Origin of the sequence: Cognatilysobacter xinjiangensis, from assembly GCF_014651995.1 — a bacterium.
Taxonomy (GTDB): Bacteria; Pseudomonadota; Gammaproteobacteria; order Xanthomonadales; family Xanthomonadaceae; genus Cognatilysobacter; species Cognatilysobacter xinjiangensis.
In genome coordinates, this window is the sequence record NZ_BMXY01000001.1 from 1,359,024 (window position 1) to 1,381,290 (window position 22,267).

Annotated in this window: 24 protein-coding genes; 13 read left to right on the top strand and 11 right to left on the bottom strand. The window is 70.2% G+C overall.

What is annotated here, in order from left to right; all coding sequences use genetic code 11:
* Positions 1-131 precede the first annotated feature (131 nt).
* The gene (locus IE066_RS06445; RefSeq protein ID WP_189447921.1) at positions 132-1,334 is read left to right on the top strand and encodes a PQQ-dependent sugar dehydrogenase; all 1,203 of its coding nucleotides are present in this window, start codon (positions 132-134) and stop codon (positions 1,332-1,334) included.
* 157 nt (positions 1,335-1,491) lie between these two features.
* Here the strand turns inward: IE066_RS06445 and IE066_RS06450 are convergent, their stop codons facing one another.
* The 3 genes from IE066_RS06450 to IE066_RS06460 all read right to left on the bottom strand — a co-directional run bounded on the left by IE066_RS06450 (position 1,492) and on the right by IE066_RS06460 (position 4,888).
* Positions 1,492-3,117, bottom strand: a complete 1,626-nt coding sequence (locus IE066_RS06450; protein ID WP_189447922.1) for a POT-type proton-dependent oligopeptide transporter — start codon at positions 3,115-3,117, stop codon at positions 1,492-1,494.
* Positions 3,118-3,186: 69 nt separating this feature from the next.
* Complete coding sequence (locus IE066_RS06455) at positions 3,187-3,906, bottom strand: hypothetical protein (protein ID WP_189447924.1); 720 nt, start codon at positions 3,904-3,906, stop codon at positions 3,187-3,189.
* 67 nt (positions 3,907-3,973) lie between these two features.
* On the bottom strand, positions 3,974-4,888 hold the full coding sequence (locus IE066_RS06460; protein ID WP_189447926.1) for a M14 family metallopeptidase: 915 nt from the start codon (positions 4,886-4,888) through the stop codon (positions 3,974-3,976).
* Positions 4,889-5,072: 184 nt separating this feature from the next.
* Between IE066_RS06460 and IE066_RS06465 the strand changes: the two genes are divergently transcribed.
* Positions 5,073-5,915, top strand: a complete 843-nt coding sequence (locus IE066_RS06465; RefSeq protein ID WP_229790687.1) for a class I SAM-dependent methyltransferase — start codon at positions 5,073-5,075, stop codon at positions 5,913-5,915.
* A 182-nt stretch (positions 5,916-6,097) separates the two neighbouring features.
* Entirely contained in the window at positions 6,098-7,195 is a 1,098-nt protein-coding gene (locus IE066_RS06470; RefSeq protein ID WP_189447930.1) for an NAD(P)/FAD-dependent oxidoreductase, read from the top strand.
* Between the two features lie 64 nt (positions 7,196-7,259).
* On the opposite strand, the gene IE066_RS06475 is transcribed toward IE066_RS06470, so the two are convergent.
* Entirely contained in the window at positions 7,260-7,934 is a 675-nt protein-coding gene (locus IE066_RS06475; protein ID WP_189447932.1) for an alternative oxidase, read from the bottom strand.
* Between the two features lie 219 nt (positions 7,935-8,153).
* Here IE066_RS06475 and IE066_RS06480 point away from each other — a divergent pair, with 219 nt between their 5' ends.
* Positions 8,154-8,891 carry an rRNA pseudouridine synthase gene (locus tag IE066_RS06480; protein ID WP_189447935.1) on the top strand — a complete coding sequence of 246 codons (738 nt, stop codon included), beginning with the start codon at positions 8,154-8,156 and terminating at the stop codon, positions 8,889-8,891.
* Between the two features lie 3 nt (positions 8,892-8,894).
* Here IE066_RS06480 and IE066_RS06485 read toward each other — a convergent pair whose 3' ends face one another.
* Positions 8,895-9,155 carry a glutaredoxin domain-containing protein gene (locus IE066_RS06485; RefSeq protein WP_229790688.1) on the bottom strand — a complete coding sequence of 87 codons (261 nt, stop codon included), beginning with the start codon at positions 9,153-9,155 and terminating at the stop codon, positions 8,895-8,897.
* 168 nt (positions 9,156-9,323) lie between these two features.
* Between IE066_RS06485 and IE066_RS06490 the strand changes: the two genes are divergently transcribed.
* Entirely contained in the window at positions 9,324-9,758 is a 435-nt protein-coding gene (locus IE066_RS06490; protein ID WP_229790689.1) for a DUF2231 domain-containing protein, read from the top strand.
* Positions 9,751-11,061, top strand: coding sequence for a PQQ-dependent sugar dehydrogenase (locus tag IE066_RS06495; protein ID WP_189447936.1), 1,311 nt, complete (start codon positions 9,751-9,753; stop codon positions 11,059-11,061). Before IE066_RS06490 ends, IE066_RS06495 begins: the two co-directional genes overlap by 8 nt.
* Before the next feature lie 16 nt (positions 11,062-11,077).
* Here the strand turns inward: IE066_RS06495 and IE066_RS06500 are convergent, their stop codons facing one another.
* Positions 11,078-11,635 (bottom strand): DUF3228 family protein, encoded by a 558-nt coding sequence (locus IE066_RS06500; RefSeq protein ID WP_189447938.1) that lies wholly within the window; start codon positions 11,633-11,635, stop codon positions 11,078-11,080.
* A 312-nt stretch (positions 11,636-11,947) separates the two neighbouring features.
* On the opposite strand from IE066_RS06500, the gene IE066_RS06505 reads away from it, so the two are divergent.
* The 5 genes from IE066_RS06505 (at position 11,948) to IE066_RS06525 (ending at position 14,465) form a co-directional block, all read left to right on the top strand.
* On the top strand, positions 11,948-12,157 hold the full coding sequence (locus tag IE066_RS06505) for a hypothetical protein (RefSeq protein WP_189447940.1): 210 nt from the start codon (positions 11,948-11,950) through the stop codon (positions 12,155-12,157).
* Between the two features lie 29 nt (positions 12,158-12,186).
* Positions 12,187-12,327, top strand: coding sequence for a hypothetical protein (locus IE066_RS06510; protein ID WP_189447943.1), 141 nt, complete (start codon positions 12,187-12,189; stop codon positions 12,325-12,327).
* 82 nt (positions 12,328-12,409) lie between these two features.
* Positions 12,410-13,132, top strand: a complete 723-nt coding sequence (locus IE066_RS06515; protein ID WP_189447944.1) for a GAF domain-containing protein — start codon at positions 12,410-12,412, stop codon at positions 13,130-13,132.
* Between the two features lie 92 nt (positions 13,133-13,224).
* Positions 13,225-13,722 (top strand): lipocalin family protein, encoded by a 498-nt coding sequence (locus IE066_RS06520; RefSeq protein ID WP_189447946.1) that lies wholly within the window; start codon positions 13,225-13,227, stop codon positions 13,720-13,722.
* A gap of 125 nt (positions 13,723-13,847) precedes the next feature.
* Positions 13,848-14,465 carry a trimeric intracellular cation channel family protein gene (locus tag IE066_RS06525; RefSeq protein WP_189447948.1) on the top strand — a complete coding sequence of 206 codons (618 nt, stop codon included), beginning with the start codon at positions 13,848-13,850 and terminating at the stop codon, positions 14,463-14,465.
* A gap of 18 nt (positions 14,466-14,483) precedes the next feature.
* Here IE066_RS06525 and IE066_RS06530 read toward each other — a convergent pair whose 3' ends face one another.
* Positions 14,484-15,047 (bottom strand): hypothetical protein, encoded by a 564-nt coding sequence (locus IE066_RS06530; protein WP_189447951.1) that lies wholly within the window; start codon positions 15,045-15,047, stop codon positions 14,484-14,486.
* A 200-nt stretch (positions 15,048-15,247) separates the two neighbouring features.
* A complete protein-coding gene (locus IE066_RS06535; protein ID WP_189447953.1) occupies positions 15,248-15,796 on the bottom strand; it encodes a YdeI/OmpD-associated family protein in 549 nt (182 codons plus the stop codon).
* A gap of 150 nt (positions 15,797-15,946) precedes the next feature.
* Here IE066_RS06535 and IE066_RS06540 point away from each other — a divergent pair, with 150 nt between their 5' ends.
* Together IE066_RS06540 and IE066_RS06545 are read left to right on the top strand one after the other, a co-directional pair.
* Positions 15,947-17,599: a Na+/H+ antiporter gene (locus IE066_RS06540; RefSeq protein WP_189447955.1), complete on the top strand. Its 1,653-nt coding sequence runs from the start codon at positions 15,947-15,949 to the stop codon at positions 17,597-17,599.
* Positions 17,600-17,651: 52 nt separating this feature from the next.
* On the top strand, positions 17,652-18,287 hold the full coding sequence (locus IE066_RS06545; protein WP_189447957.1) for a tetratricopeptide repeat protein: 636 nt from the start codon (positions 17,652-17,654) through the stop codon (positions 18,285-18,287).
* Positions 18,288-18,318: 31 nt separating this feature from the next.
* On the opposite strand, the gene IE066_RS06550 is transcribed toward IE066_RS06545, so the two are convergent.
* The 3 genes from IE066_RS06550 to IE066_RS06560 all read right to left on the bottom strand — a co-directional run bounded on the left by IE066_RS06550 (position 18,319) and on the right by IE066_RS06560 (position 22,257).
* A complete protein-coding gene (locus IE066_RS06550) occupies positions 18,319-19,530 on the bottom strand; it encodes an MFS transporter (protein ID WP_189447959.1) in 1,212 nt (403 codons plus the stop codon).
* A 122-nt stretch (positions 19,531-19,652) separates the two neighbouring features.
* Positions 19,653-20,138, bottom strand: coding sequence for a VOC family protein (locus IE066_RS06555; RefSeq protein ID WP_189447961.1), 486 nt, complete (start codon positions 20,136-20,138; stop codon positions 19,653-19,655).
* A gap of 79 nt (positions 20,139-20,217) precedes the next feature.
* Positions 20,218-22,257 (bottom strand): M13 family metallopeptidase, encoded by a 2,040-nt coding sequence (locus tag IE066_RS06560; protein WP_189447963.1) that lies wholly within the window; start codon positions 22,255-22,257, stop codon positions 20,218-20,220.
* Positions 22,258-22,267: the final 10 nt, after the last annotated feature.

Sequence of the window (22,267 nt, forward strand, 5' to 3'; positions counted from 1 at the left end):
GAGGCGCGAGCCTAGCGCGCGCGGTGGCGGGCCGGCATCAAGACGCCGTCCGTCGCAGGCCTCGCCCATTCGACGCGCGCGTCACCGGCCGTAGCGTCCACTCGCCGCCATTCCGCCGCCAGGAGCCGACGATGCCCGCCCTCCGTTCCCTCGCCCTCGCCGTCCTGCTCGCCAGCACTGGCACCGCGGTCGCCCAGCAGGCGCGCGTCGACACCGTCGCCGGCCCGCTGCGCGCCGAACAGCTTGCGACGCTCGAATTCCCGTGGGGCCTCGCGCTGCTGCCCGACGGCCGCGTGCTGGTGACGGAGAAGCCGGGCCGACTGCGCATCTGGACGAACGGTCGCCTGTCCGCACCGGTGCGCGGCCTGCCCGCGGTCTATCACCGCGACGACCATGACCAGGGCGGGCTTCTCGACGTCGAGGCCGATCCCGACTTCGCGCGCAACGGCTATGTGTATTTCAGCTACGTCGAGGCCGCCGACCCACAGCCCGCGGGGCAGGAGGAAACCGGCGAGATCCGCTTCGGCAAGGACATGGACCTCACCGACAACGTCGTGCGCGGCGGCGTGGTCGCGCGCGGCCGGCTGGTCGGCGACGAGCTGCGCGACGTGCAGGTGATCTGGCGGCAGGTGCCGAAGACACTGGGCCGCGGCCATTTCGGCGGGCGCATCCTGTTCGCGCAGGACGGCACGATGTATGTCACGTCGAGCGACCGCCAGCGCTTCGATCCGGCGCAGCACCTGCAGAACAACCTGGGCAAGATCGTGCGCATCAACCGCGATGGCACAGTGCCGCGCGGCAACCCCGACCTCGGCAAGGGTGCGCGCGGCGAGATCTGGAGCTATGGCCATCGCAACGTGATCGCCGCCGCCATCGACCCGGCCAACGGCAACATCTGGGCCTTCGAGATGGGCCCTAAGGGCGGCGACGAGGTGAACCTGATCAAGGCCGGAAAGAACTACGGCTGGCCGACCGTAAGCAATGGCGACAACTACGACGGCTCCGTGATCCCCGACCACCCGTCGCACCCGGAGTTCGAGGCGCCGCTGCGCTCGTGGACGCCGGTGGTGTCGCCGTCGGGCGCGCTGTTCTACACCGGCACCCTGTTCCCGCAATGGCGCGGCAACCTGCTGGTGGGCGGGCTGTCGTCGAAGTCGATCGTGCGGCTGCAGCTCGACGGCACGCGCATCGCCGCCGAGGAGCGCATCGACGTGAAGCGGCGCATCCGTGACCTGCTGCAGATGCCCGACGGTTCGCTGCTGGTGATCGAGGACGCCAAGGCCGGCGCGCTGCTGAGGCTGCAGCCGGACGGCGCGTCGACGGCCGGCCGCTGACGCCCACCGCCGCTGTGACGCGGCCTGAACGTCGCGGGGACTAGTATCGCCACCGTCAGGGAACAAGCCGAACGGGACGAGGTCCGCGGCGAAGCCCCTGACGTGGAGAAGCCCGGAAAGGCGCCAAGCGCGCCGCCGGGCTTTCTCTTGTGCGCGCTCAGGCGGCCCGGTAGTTGTCCTGCATCGGGTAGCGGCGCGCATACAGCGCGAAGGCCGCCGCGGCCAGGAACGCGAAGCCTGCGAAGAAGAACATCAGGAACGCGTTCTCGCTCAGCCCCGTGCTCGCGATGCGCGACGTGACCGTTTCGTTGCGCACGGCGGCGTTGGTCAGCAGCACCCACAGGCTGCCGAAGGTGCTGGTGAGGTACCAGAAAGCCATGATCACGCCTTTCATCGCCTGCGTGGCCTGGCTGTAGGCGAACTCGAGCGCCGTGGCCGACACCAGCACCTCGCCGAGCGTCAGCAGGATGTACGGCAGCGTCTGCCACGCCAGCGACGTGGCGCCGCCGCCGTCGAGGTTCAGCTGGATCAGCCCCGCGACGATCCACGACAGACCCGAGATCGCGATGCCCCAGCCCATGCGCTTGAGCGCGGTCGGCTCGAAGCCCATGCGGCGCAGCGCCGGAAACACGACCAGGTTGTTGAAAGGGATCAGCAGCATCACCAGGAGCGGGTTCAGCGCCTGCATCTGCGCGGCCTCGCGCACGAGGAAGCTCGGCCACCACCAGGCCTCGTGCGGCACGCGCATCTCGGCGCCCTGCAGCACCCAGGTGCTGGCCTTCTGGTCGAACAGCGACCAGAACGGCGTGGTCAGCGCGAACACGATGAGGATGCGCAGCACAGCGCGCACGCTGTCGACCGCGGCATCGGGATGGCGGCCGCGCGCGCGTTCCAGCTGCATCGACGTGCCAACGCCACCGGCCGCGATCAGCACGCCGAGCGCCAGGCAGGCGGTGATGACGAAACCCGCGTCCCTGGGCCAGACGCCGAGCGTGCCCTCGCCTGCGATCGCCTCGATCGCCCAGCACAGCAGCATCGCCACGGCCAGCACGACGCCGGCCGCCGCCACCACCAGGCCCGGACGACTGCCATTCGCGTCGCGCGTGGTGAGCGCGGTGCGGGCGACGTTGAAGAACGAATCCGGGTCCTCGCCGCGTGTCGGGGGCACGCGCACGTACTGCTTGCGGCCCATCCAGAAGATCAGCGTGGCGATGCCCATGAGCACGCCTGGAATGCCGAACGCCACCGAAGGCCCGTATTCACGCAGCAGTATCGGCATCAGCAGCGAGGCGAAGAAGCTGCCGAAGTTGATGGTCCAGTAGAACGCGTCGAAGACGATCTTCGCGAGGTGCTTGTTGGCCTGGGTGAACTGGTCGCCCACGAAAGACACCACGAGCGGCTTGATGCCGCCCGAGCCCAGCGCGATCAGGAACAGGCCGGTGTAGAAGCCGGTGCGGTTTCCCTCGAACGCGGCCAGCATCGCGTGGCCCGCGCAGTAGATCAGCGAGAACCAAAGCACGGTGTTGTACTTGCCGAAGAAGCGGTCGGACAGCCAGCCGCCCAGCAGCGGGAAGAAGTACACGCCGATCACGAAGCTGTGGAAAACGTCCTTGGCGATGCCGGCGCGCTCGGCCTCGGGCGCGTAGAGCAGCAGCGTCGACACCAGGAACGGCGTCAGGATGTTGCGCATCCCGTAGAAGCTGAAGCGCTCGCAGGCCTCGTTGCCGATGATGTAGGGAACCTGGCGCGGAAGGCGCGCGGCGTCTGCAGCGACTGCGGTCATGCGGGATCGTTCCGGTGGTGCGGGTGCGCCAAGCCTAACCGCGAACCGGCGGTGCGTGCCTGCGCCGGTTCAGCGCGACTCCTCGTCCATCGAGCCGTGCGCGCCGAATCCCACTGCTGCGCCGCCTGCCGCGGCACCGCCCATTCCTCCACCGCCGCCCGTTCCGCCGCCTCCACCACCGCCACCGCCGTTCCTGCCGCCGTCCTTGCCACCCGGCTTCGGCGCCGCGCCACCCGGGCGCGTCGGGCCCTGTGGCGGGATTTCGAGGTCGGCCGGCACCGGATCGAGGTCGAGCACGTCGCGGATGAAATCGCGCAGCGAGACCACGAGTTCCGCCGTATGCACGCGCCGGCCCTCGGCGAGTTCACGCGCGGCGCGCGCGGCCAGCCGCACCTGACCGTCGGTGCCGAGCAGCAGGATGTCCGACAGCGCCGCCTCCACCGCGTCGCGCATGCGCCGCGAGCGGTCCGAGCTCCCGGCGAGCGCCTCGGCCAACGCAAGCGCCTGCGCTTCCTCCGCGGCCGCGCCGTCCTCGATCTGGCGACGGCGCAGCGCGCCGAGATGCGTGGGATCGACGGCGAGATCGCCGGTGAACGACCCGCCCAGCGTCTTGTAGGCGGCGATCAGCGTACGCAGGCGCTCGTTGATCTGGCGGTTCTCGCGCTGGCGCCGCGCCTGCACCGTCTGCATGACCACGAGGCGAATGCCGACGCCGATCAGCGTGATGATCGCCAGCGTGAGCAGTGTCGACAGCAGCGACTGCCACGAACTGAAGTCGAGCTGGCGCATGCCGGGCCTCCTCGCGACGAAGCCAGCAGGCTAGCCGGCGGTGCGTGGCCGCCGGGCGAAGCGCTCCTCAGCGGTGGGCGAGCGCGTAGTCCAGCGCCGCGCGCACCGCCGCGACCTGTGCGTCGTTGCACTGCTGCGGCGTGGCGCGCGGGCTGTCGGGATAGACCTCGGTGGTGGTTACGTAGCGCGCATCGGTGATGCCCGCGCACAGCCCGAGCTGCTTCAGCGGGTAATTGATGACGCCATGCGCCACCACCGGCGAGCCGATGATTTCGCCATTCGCATCGGCGGGCGCGATGTGCGTGACCTTCTCCACCGCCTCGATGATCGCGCGCTGGAAATCGGGCTGCGGGTTCTCGGTGTCGCCGACGGTGTAGAAGCCATCGGGAATGCCACCCGGCTCGAAGGGCTTGCCGTCGCGTGCGGCCAGGGCGGGGCGGAACTCGGACTCGTCGGAATCGGTGGTCTCGTGCAGGTCGATGTGCACCAGCACGCGGTCGCGCCAGGCCGACACCAGCCGCATCAACGCGGCGGATTCCTGCGCGGGGCTGTCGTCGCGGAACGAGCGGTTCGGGTCGATGCAGTCGATGTTCCAGCGGTGGATGCGCTCGTAGGCCCATGGGCTCACGCAGGGCGCGACCACGACCTCCAACCGGCCCTCGTAATCGGCTATGTGCCGTTCGACGAACTGCAGCGCGCCGTGCACGCCGCTGGTCTCGTAGCCGTGCACGCCGCCGGTGACCAGCGCCACCGGCAGGTTGTCGCGACGCCCGCGGAAGCGGATCGCCATCAGCCGGAAGATCTCGCCGTCGTAGTCGAGGCGGCCGTATTCCTGCACGTCGAAGCGCTCGCGCAGGCGGTCGATCACCGACAGCACGTCGTCGGCATAGCTGCGACGGAGCGGCTGGCTGGCGCGCCACTGCGCGCACTCGGTCTCGCCCCAGGGCTGGCCGGGCATGCCGATCGGATAGGGCTGCGTCATGGCCAGGTCTCCATACACGACTTCGGGCAATGCTTCGGACGCATGGAAGCGGGACTCCTCGCTGCTGGCCGCCTTGGCGGCCGACGCCGCAAGCCTATCAGCCGGCACGCGCAGGCTCCGTCGCGATGCACGCCCCGCGGCGCATGCGTCATGCTCTGCGCCCTTCCCGCCCGACGAGACCGCCGTGACGCACTACTCCGGCCCCCTGCTCACCCGTGCAGACGCTGATGCGCTGGTCGTCGCGCGCGACGCGGGCGCGGCTGCCTGGAGCGGTTCCCTCGACCTCGGCCGCAGCAGCGGCGAAGCGCGGCTGGAACCCGGTGCATGGGTCTGGCGCGACGCGCGTTACCCGTACCCTGCGCGCCTCAAGGACCGCACGGTCCATTACTGGGACGGCGAGGACTTCGCGCCCGTGCAGCGCTACGCCGGCTCGCTGATCAAGCTGGTGCCGACGGAATGGGGCGCGCCGACCTTCGAGATCGACGGCATCAAGATGCTGCCCACGTCGAAGGCGTCTCCGGTGGACGATGCGAAGCGCAAGGTGGCGCTCGTCGCGCCGCGCGGCAAGGTCGTGCTGGATACCTGCGGCGGGCTCGGCTACTTCGCCGCCTGCTGTCTCGCCGAAGGCGCCGCGCGGATCGTCTCGTTCGAGAAGAACGAGGACGTGCTGTGGCTGCGCACGCTCAATCCGTGGTCCCCGGATCCGGACTCGCCCGAGGCCGGTGGACGGCTGCAGCTCACGCATGGCGACGTCTCGAAGGCGATCGCCACGATCGGCGACGCCTCCGTCGATGCGCTGCTGCACGACCCGCCGCGTTTCGGCATCGCCGGCGAGCTGTATTCGCAAGCGTTCTACGACCAGCTGGCGCGCGTGCTGCGCCGCGGCGGCCGGATGTTCCATTACACCGGCGCGCCCAACCGCCTGACCAGCGGCCGCGACGTGCCGCGCGAGGTGGCGAAGCGGCTCGAAAAGGCCGGTTTCAAGGCCGAGCCGGCGCTGGACGGCGTGCTGGCCTTACGCCGCTGACGGCATCGGCGCACCTCGGCGCTACGACGCGTCAAGCACGCCCGATTCAGGCGAACGACGCCCGACGAGTTCAATCCTCCGCACCCGCGCCGCCTCGGCGACTTCAGCCCCGCCTCACACAACGGCCATCGCCGCCTCGCAGGCCCGCGCAACCGTAGCGGCACCGCCTCCTACGGACCGACATGGACACCGATCCCGCCTTCGATGCCGACGTGGTGATCGTCGGCGCGAGCTTCGCCGGCACCGCCTGCGCCCTCGCCGCCGCGCAGCGCGGGCTGCGCGTGGTGGTGCTGGAACGCAAGCGCGACCCCGGCAAGAAGCTGCACACCACCGGCATCATCGTGAAGGAGGCCGCCGAGCAGACGCTGCTCAACCAGCTGCCGCCCGCGATGACGCGACGCATCGAGCAGGTGCGGCTGTATGCGCCCAGCCTTCGCCAGGTCGCACTCGCGGCGCCGGGCTACTACTTCCTCACCACCGACACGCCCGCGGTGATGCGCTGGCTGGCGGAACAGTTGCGCGCGCACGGCGTCGACCTGCGGCTGGAGTGCGCGTTCACCGACGCGCAGCCGGTCGACGGCGGCTGGCGAGTGGAAGGCGTCGGCACGACGCGCTACCTCGTGGGCGCGGACGGCGCGCGCTCGCGCGTCGCACGGCGCTGCGGGCTGGGCGAGGTGCGGCAGTTCCTGTACGGCGTCGAGTACGACTTCCCCGGCGCGCAGCTGGCCGAGCCTGGCGCGCTGCACTGCTTCATCAGCAAGCGTTACGCGCCCGGCTACATCGGCTGGATCGCGCAGAGCCCGACCGGCATCCAGGCGGGCCTCGCGCTGCGCCACGACCCGGCAAACGCGCGCGTCCCGGACATCGACGGCTTCCTGCTGCGCGTGGGCCATGCAGGCGGCCTGCCGCGACATCTGCGCGCCGGCAGCACCCGCGCCGGCCTGATTCCCTGCAGCGGGCCGGTGTTCGACATGGCGCGCGACGGCGTCATCCTCGTCGGCGACGCCGCGGGCATCGTCTCGCCGGTCACCGCGGGTGGCATCCATTCTGCGTGGGAGCACGGCTGGGCGGTGGGTCGTGCGCTGGCCGCACGTCTTCGCGATGGCGGTCCGGCGCCGGACCAGGTCGCCGTCGACGCCGCCCCGCGCTTTCGCGCCAAGCGCGCGCTGCGCTGGGCCTACGACCGCCTGCAGTTCGACTGGCCGTTCGATCTGCTGCTGTATTCGCCGCCGCTGCGCTGGGCCGCCGAGCAGGTCTATTTCCACAAGCGCCGCGCCTGACCGGCGCCCGGAAACGAACGAGGGGCCGCGCGGCCCCTCGTCGTCCCTGCCCTGTCGGCTGGAATCAGCCGTGCGCGAGCGCTTCGCCACGTGCGGGGCGCAGCTCGTCGGCGAAGCCGTGGTTGACGTCGCGATGGCCGGCCTCGTCGGCGCGCACCGCCACCACCACGTCGCGCAGGCGTGCGTCGGCGGGCAGCTTCCAGTACTCCCGGGCGATCTTCGGCGCCGGCACGTTCTCCACGCGCCCTTCGTCGATCTCACGCAGGTACTGCGTGTAGCTGATCACCGCCTGCTCCTCGAAGTAGCCGACGAGGCGATGCGCGGTACGCGCGGACAGCAGGTAGAGCGCGAGGAAGAAGGTGAAGAACGCGGCCTGCGCCACCAGCACCAGCGCACGCTCCAGCCAGTTCGGCCTGGCGATCTCGATGAAGGTCATGAGATGCATGCGCTCGTTCTCGGCCTCCTCCATCAGCGCGCGGATCCAGCCGTGGTCGTGCTTCATCCAGCGCAGGCAGCGCAGGTGGATCAGTGCGGCGCCGACCAGCCCCGGCACGGCCGCCACCGTCTCCAGCACGATCGCGCGGTTGCCGTAGCGCTTGGCGAAGAAGGTATCTGCGAGGAAGCGCAGGCCCCGGGTGATGCCGTAGGCGACGCGATCGGAAAGGTCGCGCGTCGGGCGGTGCAGGTCCAGCGCGACGTCGGTGGGGGTATCGACGAACGGAGTGATCAGCGTATTCATGTCAGGCCTCTTGGATGCGATCGAAGGTGTGCATCCATGGCGCAAAGGCTAGGCCGATGCGCGGCGCTCGGTTTGACGCCGATCAATTCCCTGCCGAACGTTCAGCGCGATGTCGTTCCGCTTCCTTAATCGCGCTCGCCAAGCGGCTGAGAAGCGGCCGGAACCGGTCGCAGGCGCCCGTGCCGCTACACTTCGCGCCCGTTCCATCCGGTATTTCCGATGACCGACCCGGTCCGCCTCGCCCAGCGCGTCGTCCAGCTGCTGAACTGCTCGCGCAACGAGGCCGAGCACTACATCCGCAACGGACGCGTGTCGGTGGACGGCGAGATCGTCGAGCTGCCGCAGCATCGCGTCAGCGACGAGCGCATCGAGATCGACACGCGCACGCCGCCCGGCGAGGTCGAGCCGGCGACGATCCTTTTGCACAAGCCGGCGGGCGTCGACGCGATCGAAGGCCCGGATCCCGCCGTCGCGCTCGTGGTGCCCGCGTCGCGCTGGGAGGACGACCCGTCCGGCGTGCACCTGCTGCAACGGCACTTCCATCGGCTGGTGCCGCTGGTGCCGCTTGAGCGCGAGGCCAGCGGCCTGATGGTGCTGACGCAGGACCGACGCGTGCGCCGCCGCCTTGTCGAGGACGCCGACGACATCGAGCAGGAATTCGTGGTGGAAGTGGAAGGCACGGTGGCGCCCGATGGGCTCGAGCGCCTGCGCGACGGGCTGCCACATCGCGGCGGCCTGCTGCCGCGCTGCAGCGTGAGCTGGCAGAGCGAGAACCGCCTGCGCTTCGCTCTCAAGGGCGTGCGCGAAGGCCAGTTGCAGTGGATGTGCGGGCAGGTCGGGCTGCGCGCCGTGGCGATCCGCCGGCTGCGCATCGGCCGCGTGGCCACCGGCAAGGGCCCGAACGGCGCGATGCCGCCGGGCGCGTGGCGCTACCTGCCGGTCGGCGAACGCTTCTGACCCTCAGCGCGCCGAAAGCCAGGCTTCCAGCTCGCGCGCGCCGCCGATGCGCTCGTCGCCGACGAACACCAGCGGTGTGGTGTCGAGGCCGTGCTCGGCCTTGAAGGCATCGGTCTCCTCGCGCGAGCGCAGCGGGCGGTCGTCGATGTCGTAGCCCGCGTCCTCCAGCAGCCTCAGGGCGCGCAGTCCGAACGGGCAGACGTGGTCGGGCAGGACCATGCGGTACAGCGTTGCGTGGCGATCGGTCGGGTTCGAAGCGGACATGGGCGTCTCCGTTGATTGCCGCATCCTTGCCGCGCGCATGCGACGGAGCGATCAACGCGGCGGCCGCCGGCCGACCGGCCGCATCGCTGCCACCACGCACTAACGCACTCTGGACACGCGCGCGCCTACGGTCGGCGCACGTCGCGCGTTTCCGCCGCCGAGGTCCCCGTGAACCTGCCCGCTCCACCGAGCCGCCCCGCCGTCGCGGATGCCGTGTTCGAGTTGCTCGATCCCATTCCCTACGGCTGCTTCGTCGCCGCGCTGGTGTTCGACATCACCTACGCGCGCACCGCGGAGATACTCTGGACCAAGGCCGCCGCCTGGCTGATCGTGCTGGGCCTTGTGGTCGCGATCCTCCCACGCCTGATCAATCTGTGGTGGACGTGGGGCCCGTCGCGGCGGCGCCCCGCGGGCGGCGAGCGCATCGCGTTCTGGCTCAACCTGTTCGCGGTGGTCGCGGCGATCGCCAATGCGTTCGTGCACAGCCGTGACGCCTATGCGGTGGTGCCCGCCGGGCAGTGGCTGTCGGTGCTGACGGTGCTGCTGATCGCGGTGGCGCGCATCGTGCTGGCGATGCGTCGCGGAGGGCTGGCCCATGGCTGATTCGATGACCGGCCGCGTCCTCGCGCTCGCGGCCACGCTGCTGATCGCCGGCTGCGACACCGGCGCGCGTTACACGCCCGAGCAGCAGTCGGGCGCCTCGCCACCGCTGCCGCCGGCGCGCAACTTCTTCGTGCCGCCGATGCAGGTACCCGACGGTGTGGGCTGGGCCCAGGGCCGCATGCCGAAGGTCGCTCCCGGCCTCGCGATCGCGCCGATCGCGCGCGGCCTGATGCATCCGCGGCAGCTGCTCGCGCTGCCCAATGGCGACGTGCTCGTCGTCGAATCGAACGGGCCCGGGCAGGAAGCCATCACCACGCCGAAGCAGTTGATCGCCGGCAAGGTCAAGGCGAATTCCGGCAAGGGTGCCAAGGGCGGCAACCGCATCACGCTGCTGCGCCCCACGCCCGCTGGCGAATGGCAGAAGCACGTGCTGCTGGAAAAGCTGCATTCGCCATTCGGCGTGCAGCTCGTCGGCGATTCGCTCTACGTCGCCAATACAGGCGAGATCGTGCGTTTCCCGTTCCGCGTGGGCGACACGCGCATCACGGCGCCCGGCGTGCCCTTCACCGACCTGCCCAGCACCAACAACCATCACTGGACGAAGGCGCTGCTCGCGAGCCCCGACGGCAGAAAGATGTACGTCGGCGTCGGCTCCAACAGCAATGCCGGCGAGAACGGCCTCGACGTGGAATACCGCCGCGCGGTGATCCTGGAAGTCGACATGGCCAGCGCGAGCAGTCGCATCCATGCCTCGGGCGTGCGCAATCCCACCGGTCTGGGCTGGAACCCGTGGACGGGCCAGCTCTGGGCCATCGCGAACGAACGCGACGAGATCGGCGGCGACCTCGTGCCCGACTACCTCACGTCGATCCGCCCCGGCGGCTTCTACGGCTGGCCTTACAGCTACTACGGCCAGCACGTCGACACGCGCGTGGTGCCGCAGCGGCCCGACCTCGTCCGCCGCGCAATCGTCCCCGACTACGCGCTCGGGTCGCACGTCGCCGCGCTCGGCCTCGCGTTCTCGCAGGGCAATGCACTGCCGCCGCAGTACCAGCAGGGCGCGTTCGTCGGCGAGCACGGCAGCTGGAATCGCAAGCCGCTCAGCGGCTACGCCGTGGTGTTCGTGCCGTTCCGCGACGGCAGGCCCGCCGGCAAGCCGCAGACGCTGGTGTCGGGCTTCCATTCGGACGACGAGCAGGAACTCTACGGCGCGCCGGTCGGCGTCGCCTTCGACCGCGACGGTGCGCTGCTGTTCGCCGACGACGTGGGCGACACGGTGTGGCGGGTGACCGCGGCGCGCTGAGGCGCCGCGATCCGCGTCAGCCGCGCCAGTTGGCGTGGTTGCGCCAGAATTCGACCGCGCGGCCATAGGCCTCGCGGTCGACCGGAACGCCCGAGCCGCCCTCTTCCACGCCGAGCGCATTGCGCATCATCGTGATCGGTGCCATCGGGGTTTCCTCGGGCGCCATCGTGTACATGCAGCCGACGATGCCCCAGTCCGCGTCGATCAGGGTGCCCTCCTTCGCCAGCTGTTCGCGGCTGTAAAGGATCGGGATTAGGTACTCGGCCACCGGCGGCTCCAGCCCCTCGAACCAGCGCACCAGCACCGGCAGCTCGTCACGCGTGCGTGCCTCGTAGTCCGAGCGGAGCAGATGGCGGTTGTCGTCGGTGATCGGCACCGCGAGGCAGCGCGTCGACGTCCAGTTGCGATGCACGTGCAGCTTGCAGAACGGCGCGTAGCCGTCCAGAACCGCGACCGGGGCGACCTCGTTGAGGTACCGCACGAATTCCTCGGGCGTGATGTCCTGGATCGTGTTGCGGCGCGCCTCCCGCGGGAACAGGCGGGGCCGGGCGAAATCGGTGAGGACGATGGACATGCGGTGGGCCGTCGGAAACCGCGGGCATTATCGCGGCCCGGGCACCGTCGCCGACACCGGAGCCCTTCGCCGGCCCGCTGAACATCATGTTCAGCCGGGGGGCCGCATGCTGCGCCGGCCATCCATGCGGCACACGCCGGGCGACACCGCCGGCCGCGACGCGTAGGATCGACCCATGCTCCGCCGTCGCCCGACGCGGAATCCTGCTGCCGGAAGCCGACGCTTCCCCACGCCGCGCCGATGCGCCGTGATCCTTGGCAGTCCTGCCCGACACGGCCCAGCCGCCGCGTCGACGTTCCTTCCAAGGCCCCCATGACCAGCAAGAACGAATCTCCGCGCGAGAACCTCGCGTACGCACGCCGCCCCGACCTCTCCAAGCAGGTCACCAGCGACCGCATCGACGAGCACCTGGCCAAGTTCCTCGCCGCCGGCGGCGTGGTCGAAGTGCTGGGCAACACCGACTGGGCGAAGCGTGCGGCCACCAACGCCGCCGTCAAGCCCGCCAAGCCGCGAGCGGCCTGAACCCATCTACCCAGAGGAGCCACTGCACGATGCCCAAGCCGAACTACGCCTTCGAAAAGCGCCAGCGCGAACTCGCCAAGAAGAAGCAGAAGGACGAGAAGGACGCGCGCAAGCGCGAGGCGAAGGCGGCCGCCGCGCCCGCGTCCGACGCGCCGCCCGCCTCGGCATGACGATGCCCAAGCGGCCGTAGCGCAGATGCACGCTCGCGCCGCTTTCCGTATGGTTGAACCGACCTTCAACGGCGGACCCGCCATGCAGGACAGGAACACGATCGAGCAGGACGTCGCCACGATCCGCCGCATCGAAGCGGTGCCGCGGATTCTGCGCGCCGTGGTCGAGATCACCGGCATGCGCTTCGCCGCGGTCGCGCGCGTCACCGAATCGCGCTGGATCGCCTGCGCCGTTCTCGACGAACTCGGCTTCGGGCTGGAGCCCGGCGGCGAGCTGGAACTCGAGACCACCATCTGCAACGAGATCCGCCAGCACCAGCAGGCGGTGATCTTCGGCCATGCGCGCGAGCACCCGGTGTTCGCCGAGCACCACACGCCGCGCATCTACGGCCTGGAAAGCTACGTGTCGGTGCCGATCCTGCGCGCCAATGGCGAGTTCTTCGGCACGCTCTGTGCGATCGACGCACGCCCCGCCGATATCGAGGCGCCGGGCATCCTCAAGTCGATCGAGCTGTTCGCCGAACTCATCGGCCTGCAGCTCGAACTCGTCGAAGACCTCGACGCCGCGCGGCGCGGCCTCAGTGCCTCGCACGTGCGCGAAGCGTTGCTCGAACGCACCGAGGAAGAGATCCGTGACTTGCTGCAACCGCTCGTCACCAACCTCTACCTGCTGCAGACCTCGCGCACGTTGGCCGAAGACGACCGCCGACTGCTGCAGGACATGGATGCGAGCTGTCGCGCCGTCGCGAGACTGCTGCGCGAGAAGCTCGACCGCATCCTCGCGGACGTGGGCGCCGACGCCTGACGCGCAGTCAGCGTTCACGTTCGGACGCGGCGCTTGCCCGGCCTTTCACCGAAGGGCCCATAAAATGGCGCTTTCCATCCAAGGAGGCATCCATGTCGCGTCCCGCGCCCCCGACCGTCACGACCGTCGACCTCGCCCGGTACCTGGGCACCTGGTACGAGATCGCGCGCCTGCCGATGCGCCATGAGCCGGCCGACTACACCGACGTGAGCGCCACCTACAGCCTCGAAGCCGATGGCGCCGTGCGCGTGCAGAACCGCGCCTTCGACGGCAAGCGCGAGCTGCAGGAATCCATCGGCCAGGCCAAGCCCGCGAAGCCGGGCGACAACACCAAGCTCGAAGTGACCTTCCTGCCCGAAGGCCTGCGCTGGATCCCGTTCACCAAGGGCGATTACTGGATCCTGCGCCTCGATTCCGACTACCGCACCGCGCTGGTTGGCAGCCCCGACTACGAATACCTCTGGCTGCTGCATCGCGAGCCCACGCTCGATGCCGCAACGCGTGACGACTATCTCGATACCGCGCGAACGCTCGGCTACGACCTCGACCGGCTGATCCTCACCCCGCATACCGGCCAGCGCACCGCCTGATCGCAGGCGGCACCACGCGACGCGGTGTCGCGTCATTTGCCTCCCTGTAGAGCCGCCGATAGCGCGCCTGCTTGCGGCGCCTGCGCGGCGGAGCGAGAGTGCACTGCCCTCGCTCCGCCCGCGCCATGTCCTACGGCTTCGTTACCGCGATCGACTTCCTCGGCACCTTCGCGTTCGCCATCAGCGGTGCGACCGCGGGCGTGCGTCGCCATCTCGACCTGTTCGGCGTGCTGGTGCTCGCCTTCGCCGCGGCCACCGCGGGCGGCATCACGCGCGACGCCCTGCTGGGCGCGACGCCGCCGGTCGCGCTGGTGGACTGGCGCTACTTCGCGATCTCGATGCTGGCCGGGCTGATCGGGTTCTTCAGGCACGACGCGATCGAACGCTTCCGAAATCCGCTGCAGATCTCCGATGCGGTCGGCCTCGGGCTGTTCGCGGTGATCGGCGCGGGCAAGGCGCTGGATTACGGGCTCGGCCCCGTCGGTGCGGTGATGCTGGGCATCCTGACCGGCGTGGGCGGCGGCATCGTGCGCGACGTGCTGTCGATGCAGATCCCGATCGTGCTGCAGCGCGAGCTCTACGCGGTCGCGGCACTCGTCGGTGCGCTCATCGTCGTGGCCGGGCATGCGCTCGCGCTGCCGGCGGCGCCGACCGCCGTCGTGGGCGCCGTGGCCTGCATCGTGCTGCGCTTCATGGCGCTGCGACGCGGCTGGCAGCTGCCCGTGGCCCGGGCACGCCACTGAGGACGCGCCCGGCGCCGGTCACCAGTATTTCTGCGGGATCGCGTCCGGACACGGGTTGGCCGATCCGACCAGGATCGAGCGCAGCAGTTCCGCGCTCTGGCGAGCGAACTGCGCGGCCTCATCGTCTTCGCCCATCGCGCGCTTGAAGGCGACCGCCGAGCAGAATGACCACGCCTGCGCATTGTCGGGCTCCGATTGCGCCCGTTCCGCGTAGGCTTCGGCGATGCCCGTCAGCGTGTCGTTCGTTTCCAGCGCCGCCATCGCGGCCGCGGTATTCGCGCGCTTGAGGATCGACGGAGAGCCGGTCTGCGGCACGCGGCCGGCTTCCAGCGTGTCGTCGTCGAGCACGCGCATGTAGAAATCCGAGCCGGTCACGTCGTTGTGGAAGCGGTAGCTGCCGTCGCCCGCCGGCGTGTACACCGAGCGCTTGTTCGGCTCGACGACGACGAGGTTCGCGCCCTCCTCCTCCACCGTGATCGAGTAGCTGCCGTCCTTGAGCACGTACGTGCCCTTGACGGCGAAAGCCGGCACGGCGGCCAGCAGGAGCGCCGCGACGAGCGCGGCACGGGCGATGGTCTTCATGCGTTTCCCCTGTGTACCGTCCGATCCGGCGGCCGGGCGAGCGTAGCAGTCGTGCGGCCGCCGGCGTTCCGCCGCCTGTCAGTCGCCCGTCCCGACATTGCTGCTCGGTTACGGCGACGGCGATGCGGGTGCCCGGCGAAACGCGGGTCCGGATCGTCGCGTCGATTCACGCGCCGCGGGCGCATGACCACGTCGACGAATCAATCCACCGCTGCGGGCACGCTCGCGTTGCCGCCATACATCCCCGAGCGATCGAAACAGCAGATGCGCCGCTTGCCCTGCGCCAGCATGTCGCAGGCGGTGGCGATGCGGCGCTCGCGCGTCTCGGCCTTCTTCGCGCTGCCCAGCCACTGGATGAAATCGCGACGGGCGATTGTGGTCAGGCTGTCCCACTGCGCCTTCGCGGCAGGTGTCGCAGCGAGCGCGGCGCGCAGGTCGGGTGGCAGGCGCGGCTCGGGTTCCTTCGCGGCCGGCACGATCGACAACGCGACCGTATCGCCGACAGCGACACCCGCCGCCTCGCGCAGCGCACGCGGCACCTTCAGCCAGTGGCAGCCCCTGCCGTCCGGCTCGAGCGTCGCCGCGAACACGACGCCGCCGAACGTGCCCTCCACGCTCGCCAAGCCACGCGACGGCAGCCGGGCACTCGCCGCCGCGGGCAGCACCAGGAAGCTCCAGGTCGCACCCTTCGGCTGCGCGGGCCGCCGCAGGCGTGCTTCGAATTCGATGGATGCGCCCCGCTCCGCCATGGTCCGTCTCCCGGATGTCGCGCCGTCGCGCGATGGCGTCGAAAGTAACGCGCCACCGCGACCGTGGACGAGTGCCGCGTGGTGCGCTCCACGGCCTGAGACCGCGCCTTGCGACAATGCCGGCCGTTTTCGCTGCGCCCGGAGAGCTGGATGCCTGTCGTCACCATCGTGCTGGTCTTTCTTCTGACGGTGGTGGTCACCGGTTTCATAGGGCGCCTCTTGCCCATCAAGGCGCCAATGCCGCTGCTGCAGATCGGCGCTGGCGCGCTGCTCTCGGCGTTCGGTTTCAACGTCGAGTTCGACCCGCACCTGTTCCTGCTGCTCTTCATCCCGCCGCTGCTGTTCCTCGACGGTTGGCGCATCCCCAAGGGCGCGTTCTTCCGCGACTGGAAGCCGATCCTCGCGCTCGCGATCGGACTCGTGTTCTTCACCGTGCTGGGCATGGGCTGGTTCATCGAATGGCTGGTGCCGGCGATGCCACTGGCCGTGGCGTTCGCGCTCGCGGCCATCCTCTCGCCCACGGATCCCGTTGCCGTCGGCGCGATGACCGCCAACGCGCCGCTGCCGCCGCGCGTGATGCACATCCTCGAAGGCGAGTCGCTGCTCAACGACGCCACGGGACTGGTGTGCTTCACCTTCGCCGTGACCGCCGCGATGACCGGCGTGTTCTCGCCGACCGTCGCGTCGATCAGCTTCCTCAAGGTCGCGGGCGGCGGCGTGGTTGCAGGCGTGCTGGTCGCGGCGATCGTCGGCCGGCTCAACCGCTGGCTGGTGCGGCGCGCGGGCGAGGAGCCCGGCATCCAGATCCTGGTCAGCCTGCTGATCCCCTTCGCCGCCTACCTCGCCGCCGAACATGTCCATGTGTCGGGCATCCTCGCCGCGGCGGTGGCGGGCATCGCGATGCACTACGGCGAGCTCTCGGGCCGCCCGCTCGCGGCCACTCGCATGCAGCGCACGGCCGTGTGGGACACCGTGCAGACGGCGCTCAACGGCATCATCTTCGTGCTGCTGGGCGAGCAGTTGCCGGCGATGATCCGTCGCCTGCCCGAGGCCGCCGAGGCCAGCGGCAGCGGCAACGACGTGCTGCACCTGATCGGCTACGTCGTGGTGATCACGCTGATGCTCGGGGCGCTGCGCTTCGCGTGGGTGTGGGTATCGATCCGCCTGACGATCTTCCGCGCCGCCATCCGCGGCGAGCGCGTCGAAGCGCCGGCAACTCGCCTGCTCGCCATCATCGCGACCGCCGGCGTGCGCGGTGCGATCACGCTCGCCGGCATCCTCACCCTCCCGCTCGCGCTGGCCGACGGCACGCCGTTCCCGGCGCGCGACGTCGCCGTGTTCATCGCGATGGGCGTGATCCTGCTCTCGCTGCTGATCGCGAGCGTGGGCCTGCCGCTGCTCGCGCGCGGCCTCGAGGAACAGCTGCCCGAGCCCGAGCGCCGCGACACCGAGGCCAATGCACGCATGGCCGCGGCCGAGGCCGCGCTGCGCCGCATCGACAAGGTGCTGGCCACGCCGCTGACCGATCCGCAGGAGGAAGCGGTGCGCGCCGAGGCCGCCGTCACCGTGCGCGACGTCTACCAGCGCCACATCGACTACGGCGACCTCAGCGGCGAATCCGCGGAGGACATGCAGCGCGTGGCCGATGCCGAGCGTCGCCTGCGCCTGGCCGCGCTCGACGCCGAGCGCGACACGCTCTATCGCCTGCGCCGCGCGCTCGTCATCGACGATGAGGTGCACCAGAAGCTGGTGCACGAGATCGACCTGATGGAAGCCACGCTGACCGCGAAAACTGCCCACTGACCGCGCGGCGGCGCTCCGGCAGAATCGCGGCTTCGATTTACGGAGCCGCAGGATGCGCCACTTCGCCGTCGTACTCGTTCTCGCCGCGTTGGCCGGCATCGCCCAAGCGGCCGGTCCGCTGCCCGTGCATCGGCCGCAGGGCGTCTACCGGGAGGACGACCCGGCCGCCGCCGCGATGCGGCCGCCGTCCGGCAATCCGTTCGCCTATCGCCGCTATCTCGACGCCGTCATCCAGCAGAGTCCGGACAACGTGGCGGCGCTGGTGGCACGCGCCTACCTGCTGAAGAACTCTGGACAGGTGAAGCGAGCACGGCGGGACTGGGAGCGCGCCGCGGCGGCCGCGAAGCCCGGGAGCCCGCAGGAGCGGCACCTGCAGTGGTCGCGCGGGTGGGGCCATTACGACCTCGGCGAATACGAGGACGCGTTCGAAGACTGGCGTCGCGCGCTCGCCGCGCATGGCGGCCGCCCGTTCTGGGTGCCGCATACGATGGCCCTGCTTTACTGGACCACCGGCGACCGGGACACCGCAGTCGCCTGGTACGACGCGGCGGTGGCCACCAATGGCGATTGGGCGACCGAAGACGGCTTCGAGGCCCGCACCGATTCCTGGCGCCCGCAGCAGCGCGAGCGCATGCGCGAGGCCTTCGCCGCGTGGAAGCAGCGCCGGGCGGCGCTCGCCACGCCCTGACGCGACTGGTCCGACCTGCGCGGCGCGCCCCTCAGTGAGCGCCGCGCGGCGCCCAGCCGTCCTCAAGCATGCGCGGCCGGCAGGCGTACCAGCCGCCGGCCGCCTGCAGCACGATGCAGCCGGCGAGGAAGGCCACCGGTGCATGCCAGCCACCGGACGCATCGCGCAGCGCGCCGACCACGAACGGCCCCGCGCAGGCCAGCAGGTAGCCCATCGACTGCACGAAGCCCGACAGCCGCGCCGAGCCCGCCGCCGAGCGCGTGCGCAGGTTGATCAGGGTGAGCGAGAGCGGGAACGTCGCACCCGCAAGGCCCAGCAGCGCAGCCCAGAGATCGGCGAACGCGAGCGGCGCGATCAGCAGGCCCGCGTAACCGATCGCATGCAGCACCAGGACGATCGCGACCAGCCAGAACGGCTGACGCATGCGCGCGGCCAGCACCGGCACCACGAACGTCGATACCAGCCCGACCGCCGAGTACACGCCGAGCAGCGCACCGCCCCGTGCCGGCGAAGCGCCCGCGTCGACCATCCAGCGCGGGATCCAGGTGAACATCGCGTACGTGATGAGCGAGGTCATGCCCATCAGGGCGCCGAGCGACCAGGCCACCGGCGAGCGCCAGACGCGCGCATCCGCCGGCGGCGCGACGTGCAGCGCGTCGTGGCGGCCGTCCGCTTTCGTGCGCCGCAGCAGCGGCCACAGCGGCAGCACCGCGAGCAGCGCCGGCAGCGCCCAGGCGCCGAGCGAGACGCGCCAGCCGAAGGCCTCGGCCATCGGCACGGCGACGAAGGCCGGCAGCATCGTGCCGAGCTGCAGCGACGTGATGTACATCGCGCTGGCGCTGCCGATGCGGTCGGAGAAATAGCGCTTCACCAGCGGCGGCAGCACCACGTTGCCAATTCCCATTCCGGCCAGCGCGACGAACGACGCCGCCACCAGCCCGACCGGCCCCGCCACGCACGCGCGTACCAGCAGGCCGATGCCTGCCAGCAGCATCGCCAGCGCCGTGGTGCGCTCGAGGCCCAAGCGCGCGTCGATGCGCGGCGTCGCCACCGCGAACACCGCGAACGCGGCCGGCGCGAGCGTGCCGAGGATCGCGGCCACCGTCGTACCGAAGCGCAACGATTCGCCGACCGACGCGAGCAGCGGCGTCAGCGAGGTCACCGCGGTGCGGAGGTTGAACGCGGCGAGCACCAGCGCCGCCAGCGCCAACAGGCGCCCGCGCCAGGAATGGCGAACGGTCATCAGGGGAGTTCCATGCGACGGCCGCGAGCGCGGCCGTGGAACGTTATTGTCGACGATCGCCGCTCACGGCGACCTGCATCCGCCGGATCGCTGCGTGCCGCGACATCCCCGATGCGCCGCGATCAGCCGGCGACGCCCTCGACCGCGCGGTCCAGCGCCGCGATGTCGATCTTCGTCATCGTCATCATCGCCTCGAAGGCGCGACGCGCCGGCTCGCCGCCCTGCGACATCAGCTCGGTCAGCCGGCGCGGCGTGATCTGCCACGACAGCCCGTAGCGGTCCTTGCACCAGCCGCAGGCGCTGGGCTGGCCGCCGTTGTCGACGATCGCGTTCCAGTAGCGGTCGGTTTCCGTCTGGTCGTCGGTGGCGACCTGAAAGCTGATCGCCTCGTCGAACTTGAACGCGGGGCCGCCGTTGAGCAGCAGGAAGCGCATGCCGAGGATGGTGGCCTCCACCATCAGCACGCCGCCCTTCTCGCCCGCGGGGTAATCGCCGGGCGCGGTATGCACGGCATCGATGCGGCTGTCGGGGAAGGTCTCGGCGTAGAAGCGCGCGGCCGCTTCGGCATTGCCGTCGAACCACAGGCAGGGCTGGATCTTCGGAATCATCGCGGCGGCTCCATGGGCGGAGCCGCGACGATAACGCCGTGCGCGCCGCGGGCCATGCGGCGGCGCGTCACGACGGCGGTCACCAGATGCGGACGCGATCCTCGGGGGCGCGCCACATCGGCTGGCCCGGCTTCACGCCGAAGGCCTCGTAGAACTCGGGGATGTTCGACATCGGGCCGAGCACGCGCCACTTCGCCGGCGCATGCACGTCGGACAGCAGACGCTGGCGCAGGCGCTCGTCGCGCTGCTGGCTCATCCAGCCCAGCGCATAGCCGAGGAAGTAGCGCTGCGTCGGCGTCAACCCGCCGATCGACTTGCCCTCGCGGTACTGCGCGGTCTTCTTGAATGCCTCGAGGCCCAGCAGCACGCCACCGTAGTCGGCGATGTTCTCGCCCAGGCTCGCCTTCCCGTTGATGTGCAGGCCTGGCAGCGGCTCGTAGGCGTTGAACTGCTCGGCCATCTTCTGCGCGGCGACGGTGAAGCGCTCGGCGTCTTCCTTCGTCCACCAGCCCGACAGGTTGCCCTGGGCGTCGAACTGCCGGCCCTCGTCGTCGAAGCCGTGCGTGATCTCGTGGCCGATGGTGCTGGCCGCCGCATAGCCGTAGGCCACCGCGTCGTCGACCTCCGCGTCCGGCACCCCCGGCACCATGAAGATCGCCGCGGGCAGCACGATCTCGTTGTTGGACGGGTTGTAGTACGCGTTGTACGTCTGCGGCGTCATCTCCCACTCGGTGCGGTCGACGGGCTTGCCGAACTTCGACAGGTTGTCCTGGAACTGCCAGCGCGCGGCGTTCATCACGTTGGCGGCATAGGAATCGCGGCCGACCACCAACGCCGAGTAGTCCTTCCAGCGATCCGGATAGCCGACCTTCGGCGTGATCGAGGCAAGCTTCGCCAGCGCCTTCGTCTTGGTCGCCGCGCCCATCCAGTCCAGGCGCTCGATGCGCTCGCGATAGGTATCGCGGATCGCGTCGACCATCGCGGCGTAGCGCTGCTTGCTGGCCTCGGGGAAGTATTCCTTGACGAACAGGCGGCCCAGCACCATGCCCATCGCGTCGTTCTGCTCGTCGAGCACGCGCTTCCAGCGCGGACGTGGCTCCTGCTGGCCGGACATCGCGCGGCCGTGGAAATCGAAATGCGCGCGGTCGAAATCGCTCGACAGGTACTCGGCGTACGCATCGACGAGGTGGTAGCGCAGGTAGTCCTGCAGCACGGGTAGCGGCGTCTCGCGCAGCAGCTTCTCCTCGGCGGCGAAGAACTCCGGCTGGCCGACGATCACGTACGAGGGCTTCAGCCCCCAGCCCGCGAGGCGCGCGGTCCAGTCGATCGACGGCGTGTACTTCGCCGTCAGCTCGGCCGGCGACATCTTGTTGTAGTTCTTCTCGGGGTCGCGCAGGGCTTCCAGGCGGCGCGAGGCCTGCGCCAGCGCGGTCTCGAAGGCCATCACGCGATCGGCCGCGGTCTTCGCGTCGGCGGGTGCGCGGCCGAGCAGCTCGAACGTGCGCGCGAGGTGCGCGACGTAGGCGGCGCGGATCTTCGCCACGCCGGCCTCGGTATTGAAGTAGAAGTCGCGCTCGGGCAGGCCCAGGCCGCCCTGGCGCAACTGCACCGCCATGGTCGCGCTGTCCTTCTCGTCCTGGCTCACCCCGATGCGGAACAGGCCGCCCACGCCGATCGGCTTGAACGCGAACACCGTGTCCAGCACGTCGGCGGTCGATCGGACCGCATCGATTCGCGCGAGCTCGGCGTCCAGCGGGTGCACGCCGAGGCGGTCGGCCCTGGCTACGTCCATCGCCGTGGCCCAGAAGTCGCCGATGCGGCGCGTGTCGGCATCGGCCGACGGGCCGGCCGTCGCGGCCGCCTCACTGATCGTTCGCAGTCGCGCGTAGAGCTCCTCGTTGACCTCGTTGCCGATGCCCCAGGCCGACTCCGACTTCGGGATCGGATGCGCCTTCAGCCAGCCGCCGTTCGCGTACTCGAAGAAGTCGACGCCGGGATCGACCGAGGTGTCGAGATGCGAGGCGAGGAAATCCGGGCGACCGGCCGCATTGGCCGTGGCGAAGAGCGCGAGCGTGGCGACGAACAGGGCGTTACGGAAGAAGGCGCGGCGCTGGCCCATCGGGCACTCC

Coding starts and splice junctions, on each gene's coding strand:
- IE066_RS06515 (WP_189447944.1), top strand. CDS start 12,410: ATGCAGGACAGGAACACGATCGAGCAGGACGTCGCCACGATCCGCCGC.
- IE066_RS06540 (WP_189447955.1), top strand. CDS start 15,947: ATGCCTGTCGTCACCATCGTGCTGGTCTTTCTTCTGACGGTGGTGGTC.
- IE066_RS06505 (WP_189447940.1), top strand. CDS start 11,948: ATGACCAGCAAGAACGAATCTCCGCGCGAGAACCTCGCGTACGCACGC.
- IE066_RS06520 (WP_189447946.1), top strand. CDS start 13,225: ATGTCGCGTCCCGCGCCCCCGACCGTCACGACCGTCGACCTCGCCCGG.
- IE066_RS06455 (WP_189447924.1), bottom strand. CDS start 3,906: ATGCGCCAGCTCGACTTCAGTTCGTGGCAGTCGCTGCTGTCGACACTG.
- IE066_RS06475 (WP_189447932.1), bottom strand. CDS start 7,934: ATGAATACGCTGATCACTCCGTTCGTCGATACCCCCACCGACGTCGCG.
- IE066_RS06545 (WP_189447957.1), top strand. CDS start 17,652: ATGCGCCACTTCGCCGTCGTACTCGTTCTCGCCGCGTTGGCCGGCATC.
- IE066_RS06555 (WP_189447961.1), bottom strand. CDS start 20,138: ATGATTCCGAAGATCCAGCCCTGCCTGTGGTTCGACGGCAATGCCGAA.
- IE066_RS06470 (WP_189447930.1), top strand. CDS start 6,098: ATGGACACCGATCCCGCCTTCGATGCCGACGTGGTGATCGTCGGCGCG.
- IE066_RS06460 (WP_189447926.1), bottom strand. CDS start 4,888: ATGACGCAGCCCTATCCGATCGGCATGCCCGGCCAGCCCTGGGGCGAG.
- IE066_RS06500 (WP_189447938.1), bottom strand. CDS start 11,635: ATGTCCATCGTCCTCACCGATTTCGCCCGGCCCCGCCTGTTCCCGCGG.
- IE066_RS06550 (WP_189447959.1), bottom strand. CDS start 19,530: ATGACCGTTCGCCATTCCTGGCGCGGGCGCCTGTTGGCGCTGGCGGCG.
- IE066_RS06525 (WP_189447948.1), top strand. CDS start 13,848: ATGTCCTACGGCTTCGTTACCGCGATCGACTTCCTCGGCACCTTCGCG.
- IE066_RS06530 (WP_189447951.1), bottom strand. CDS start 15,047: ATGAAGACCATCGCCCGTGCCGCGCTCGTCGCGGCGCTCCTGCTGGCC.
- IE066_RS06535 (WP_189447953.1), bottom strand. CDS start 15,796: ATGGCGGAGCGGGGCGCATCCATCGAATTCGAAGCACGCCTGCGGCGG.
- IE066_RS06445 (WP_189447921.1), top strand. CDS start 132: ATGCCCGCCCTCCGTTCCCTCGCCCTCGCCGTCCTGCTCGCCAGCACT.
- IE066_RS06495 (WP_189447936.1), top strand. CDS start 9,751: ATGGCTGATTCGATGACCGGCCGCGTCCTCGCGCTCGCGGCCACGCTG.
- IE066_RS06485 (WP_229790688.1), bottom strand. CDS start 9,155: ATGTCCGCTTCGAACCCGACCGATCGCCACGCAACGCTGTACCGCATG.
- IE066_RS06450 (WP_189447922.1), bottom strand. CDS start 3,117: ATGACCGCAGTCGCTGCAGACGCCGCGCGCCTTCCGCGCCAGGTTCCC.
- IE066_RS06560 (WP_189447963.1), bottom strand. CDS start 22,257: ATGGGCCAGCGCCGCGCCTTCTTCCGTAACGCCCTGTTCGTCGCCACG.
- IE066_RS06480 (WP_189447935.1), top strand. CDS start 8,154: ATGACCGACCCGGTCCGCCTCGCCCAGCGCGTCGTCCAGCTGCTGAAC.
- IE066_RS06510 (WP_189447943.1), top strand. CDS start 12,187: ATGCCCAAGCCGAACTACGCCTTCGAAAAGCGCCAGCGCGAACTCGCC.